Annotated in this window: 3 protein-coding genes, 1 rRNA gene and 1 pseudogene; 4 read left to right on the forward strand and 1 reads right to left on the reverse strand. The window is 68.7% G+C overall.

Annotation, left to right across the window (positions count from 1 at the left end; all coding sequences use genetic code 11):
* A 5S ribosomal RNA gene (rrf, locus tag ACWCSD_RS49725) occupies window positions 1-88 on the forward strand; the annotation flags it as partial.
* Between the two features lie 122 nt (window positions 89-210).
* Here rrf and ACWCSD_RS49730 read toward each other — a convergent pair.
* On the reverse strand, window positions 211-1,044 hold the full coding sequence (locus tag ACWCSD_RS49730; protein ID WP_358283946.1) for a carbohydrate-binding protein: 834 nt from the start codon (window positions 1,042-1,044) through the stop codon (window positions 211-213).
* Window positions 1,045-1,199: 155 nt separating this feature from the next.
* Between ACWCSD_RS49730 and ACWCSD_RS49735 the strand changes: the two genes are divergently transcribed.
* The 3 genes and pseudogenes from ACWCSD_RS49735 to ACWCSD_RS49745 all read left to right on the forward strand — a co-directional run.
* Window positions 1,200-2,525, forward strand: coding sequence for a bifunctional folylpolyglutamate synthase/dihydrofolate synthase (locus ACWCSD_RS49735; protein WP_364329579.1), 1,326 nt, complete (start codon window positions 1,200-1,202; stop codon window positions 2,523-2,525).
* Window positions 2,522-2,863 carry a DUF4233 domain-containing protein gene (locus ACWCSD_RS49740; protein ID WP_449926379.1) on the forward strand — a complete coding sequence of 114 codons (342 nt, stop codon included), beginning with the start codon at window positions 2,522-2,524 and terminating at the stop codon, window positions 2,861-2,863. The genes ACWCSD_RS49735 and ACWCSD_RS49740 overlap by 4 nt, the downstream gene beginning before the upstream one ends.
* Before the next feature lie 11 nt (window positions 2,864-2,874).
* A pseudogene (locus ACWCSD_RS49745) lies at window positions 2,875-3,647 on the forward strand (hypothetical protein); the annotation flags it as partial.

Below are 3,647 nucleotides of genomic sequence, written 5' to 3' on the forward strand. Positions count from 1 at the left end.
CGGTTACATTCCGAACCCGGAAGTTAAGCTTCTCTGCGCCGATGGTACTGCACTCGGGAGGGTGTGGGAGAGTAGGTCACCGCCGGACAATCTTTCGAAAGGGCCCCACACGCTTGTGTGGGGCCCTTTCGCATTCACCGGCATGACAACACGAACAGGGCCACCCCCAGCAGCCGGGGTGGCCCTTTTTTGCGTTCGGGGACCAGTGGGTCAGACGCGCTGCCACAAAGCCGGCACGTTGGGTGGCTCCCAACCGGCCATTGACGTGTGCCCTTGCAGGCACCGGTACGTCGACCCGCCGTAGGTTACCTGGTCACCCGCCTGGTAGGTCACCCCAACCTTCCAGGTTCCGCCGCCCGGAGACGGGCTAGTCGTGGGCGTGGGAGTGGGCGTCTGCGTGGGTGGCACGCCCTGCACGTTGAGCACGAAGTCGAACGTCGCTTCCTTCCCCGAGCCGACGGGGCGGACGTTCATGAGCAGTCTCGGGTCGTAGATGCTGTCGGTGTTGTTGCGCGGCTCGCCCGGGAAGTAGAGCTGCGTGGTGAGGATCCCACGGCCCGGAGCCTGCGCCTTGACGTGGATGTGCCGGGTACGGCCGGGGTAGAGGCCGGGCACGATGGTGGTGAGTTTGAAGGCCCCCTGGGCGTTCGTGTACTGGTGCCCGCGGAAGTTGTACGTGACGTTGTCGTAGTTGCCGTTGGTGTCGGCCTGCCAGAAGTCGAGCAGGACGTTCGCCAGTGGCTGGCAGGACAGTCCGAACACGTATCCGCTCACCGTCAGCGGGGTGCCCGAGCCGGGGAGGGTCGAGCGCTGGGGGGAGTTGGGCTTGAAGTAGGGGCCCTCGGTCTGCGAGATCGTGAGATCGTCACCGTCGTCGCAGAACGGGGTGGGCTCCAGCTGCTGGCCGGTCCCGGCCATGGTGCGGGCCAGGGCCGGCACCTCGCCGATCAGGAACGGGACCGGTGTCGCTATGAGAGCCGCCTTGAACAGCGCCTTTCTGGTGATTCCGCGCTGCCTTTCCTCGCGAGTGTTCTCGCCTTCCACGATGGCCTCCTTGAAAGCGCCTGCTGGGGGGTAGAGCAGGCTGTTCTCCAAGGTGGCACCCTGCGGCGGAGGTGAGTACCCTCTAATTTTCTATACGATTCACGATATGTTTACCCCGCGTCCAGACCGCTACGCGTGGTCAGTAGGGTTGAGGGGTGGATTATCGTGCGGTTGAACGTGCCATCCTGGAGCGGGGCGTCGAGTGGGACTTCGAGCCGACGCTCGACAGGATCGCTGCGCTCATGGATTTGCTCGGCTCGCCTCAGCGGGCGTATCCGGTCATACACATCGCCGGCACCAACGGCAAGACGACCACGGCGCGGCTGACCGAGGCGCTGCTTCGCGAGCGCAACCTCAGGGTGGGCCGGTTCACCAGCCCGCACCTGGTCACCGTGCGCGAGCGCATCACGGTCGACGGCGAGCCGCTGAGCGAGGAGCGCTTCGCCGAGGTCTACGAGGAGATCGCGCCCTACGTCGAGCTGGCCGACGCGCAGGGGCACCGGCGCATCCAGTTCTTCGAGCTGCTGACGGCCATGGCGTTCGCGGCCTTCGCCGACACGCCGGTCGACGTCGCGGTCATCGAGGCCGGCATGGGCGGTTCGTGGGACGCGACGAACGTCGCCGACGGCCTGGTGTCGGTCATCACGCCCATCTCCCTCGATCACATGGATCGTCTGGGTCCTGACATCCCGAGCATCGCCGGGGAGAAGGCCGGGATCATCAAGCCGGGCGCCACGACCGTGCTCGCTCAGCAGGAGCTGGCCGCGGCCGAGGTGCTGATGCGCCGCGCGGCCGAGGTCGGCGCGGTGGTGGCCCGCGAGGGGCTGGAGTTCGGCGTGCTCGGCCGGGAGATGGCGATGGGCGGGCAATTGCTCACCCTGCGCGGGCTCAAGGGCGTCTATGACGAGATCTACCTGCCGCTCTACGGCAGCTACCAGGCCAGCAACGCGGTGTGCGCGCTGGCCGCCGTCGAGGCGCTGACCGGTGGCGACGATCCGCTCGACGCGGACCTGGTGCGCCAGGCGTTCGCCCAGGCGGCCTCGCCCGGCCGGATGGAGGTCGTACGGCATACGCCCACGGTGGTGATCGACGCGGCGCACAACCCCGGCGGGCTGGAGGCGAGCCTGGAGGCGCTGCACGAGGCGTTCGACTTCGCCAAGGTGATCGGCGTGGTCGCCGTCATGCGCGACAAGGACGTCGAGACCCTGCTGGAGCTGCTGGAGCCGATGCTCGACGAGATCGTGGTGACGCGTAACTCCTCACCCAGGTCGTTGTCGGCGCAGGAGCTCGCCGCGCTGGCCGTGCCGTTGTTCGGCGAGGATCGCGTGCACGTCGTCGAGCGGCTCGACGAGGCCATCGACAGGGGTATCGGCATCGCCGATGCTGAGGGCGAGTTCAGTGGGACCGGGGTGTTCATCACCGGTTCGGTGGTGACCGCCGGAGATGCCCGGCATCTGCTCAAGGCGGATGGTGTGAGATGAATTTCGAGGTCACACCGGGCATGCGCAGGCTCGGCGCGAGCGTGCTCGGCATGGAGGCCATCGTGGCCGGGCTCATCACGCCGGTGGCGATCGTCGTGGGCGGCGTGACCCCCGCGCTCGCCGTCGCGGTGGGCATCGGGCTGCTGGTGTTGTGCGTGGTCGCCGCGGGCCTGCTCAAAAGGCCCTTCGGGTACGTCATGGGCAGCGTCATCCAGGTGCTGGCCATCGCCACGGGCTTCCTCGTGCCGACCATGTTCTTCCTCGGCGCGATCTTCGCGGCGCTGTGGATCACCGCGATTATCGTAGCTCGCCGTGTCGAAGGCGTGACTTCCCGCTAAAGTCGGCCTACATGGCCGTCCCCCCGATTCAACGGTCGCCGCTTCCGGCTGGCCTCAGACATTCCTGGCTGCTCGACGTGGTGCTCGGGCTGCTCGTCCTCGTGGCGTTGCCGCTGGCGATCGTCGCGATACCCAACACGCTGTCCGTGGTCGCCGACCTGCTGCCGGGCGACTTCGACCAGATCGGGCTGAGCCGTACGCACGGGCTGGCGCTGCCCGCCCTGATGCTGACGGTGCCGCTCGCGGCGGTCGCGTTGCGGCGGATGAAGGTGGCTCACGTGCTGGTCGCGGGGCTCGCGCTGGTGGCGGTGGCCGACGCGGCGGGCGGATACGCGGCCTCAGAGCTGGTCGTCGGCGTCGTACGCGTGCTACGCGGCGTCGGCGGCGGCCTGATCGTGCCGGCCACGCTGGTGGCGGTCTGGGACCGTACGCCCGCATTGCGTGGCCTGTGGGCCGGGGTGTTGTGCGTCAGCCTGCTGGAGGCTCAGGCGCTCGCGCTCTGGCCGCTGGTCGACGTGACGAGCTGGAAGGTCACGTTGCAGCCGTACCCGATGGCCACCGGGGTCGCGCTGGCGCTGGCGGCGGCGTACCTGCTGGTCTGGAGGCTCGCCGGGCGGGCGCCCGCGCCCGCGCCGGACGCCAGGGAGCGCAGCCGGCTGCTGCTCGCGGCCGTGCCCGCGGCGGCCATCGCGGTCGTGGCGGTCAGCCCGGCGATCGCCACCCCTGCCAGCAGGATCACCGGGACGACGCCCCACCCCGCGCTCGCCGTGCTGACCGCCACGAC

The sequence above is a fragment of the Nonomuraea sp. NPDC001684 genome, from assembly GCF_053596515.1.

Bases quoted from the DNA above. Each gene is read 5' to 3' on its own strand.
- ACWCSD_RS49740 (WP_449926379.1), top strand. From the start codon at position 2,522: ATGAATTTCGAGGTCACACCGGGCATGCGCAGGCTCGGCGCGAGCGTG.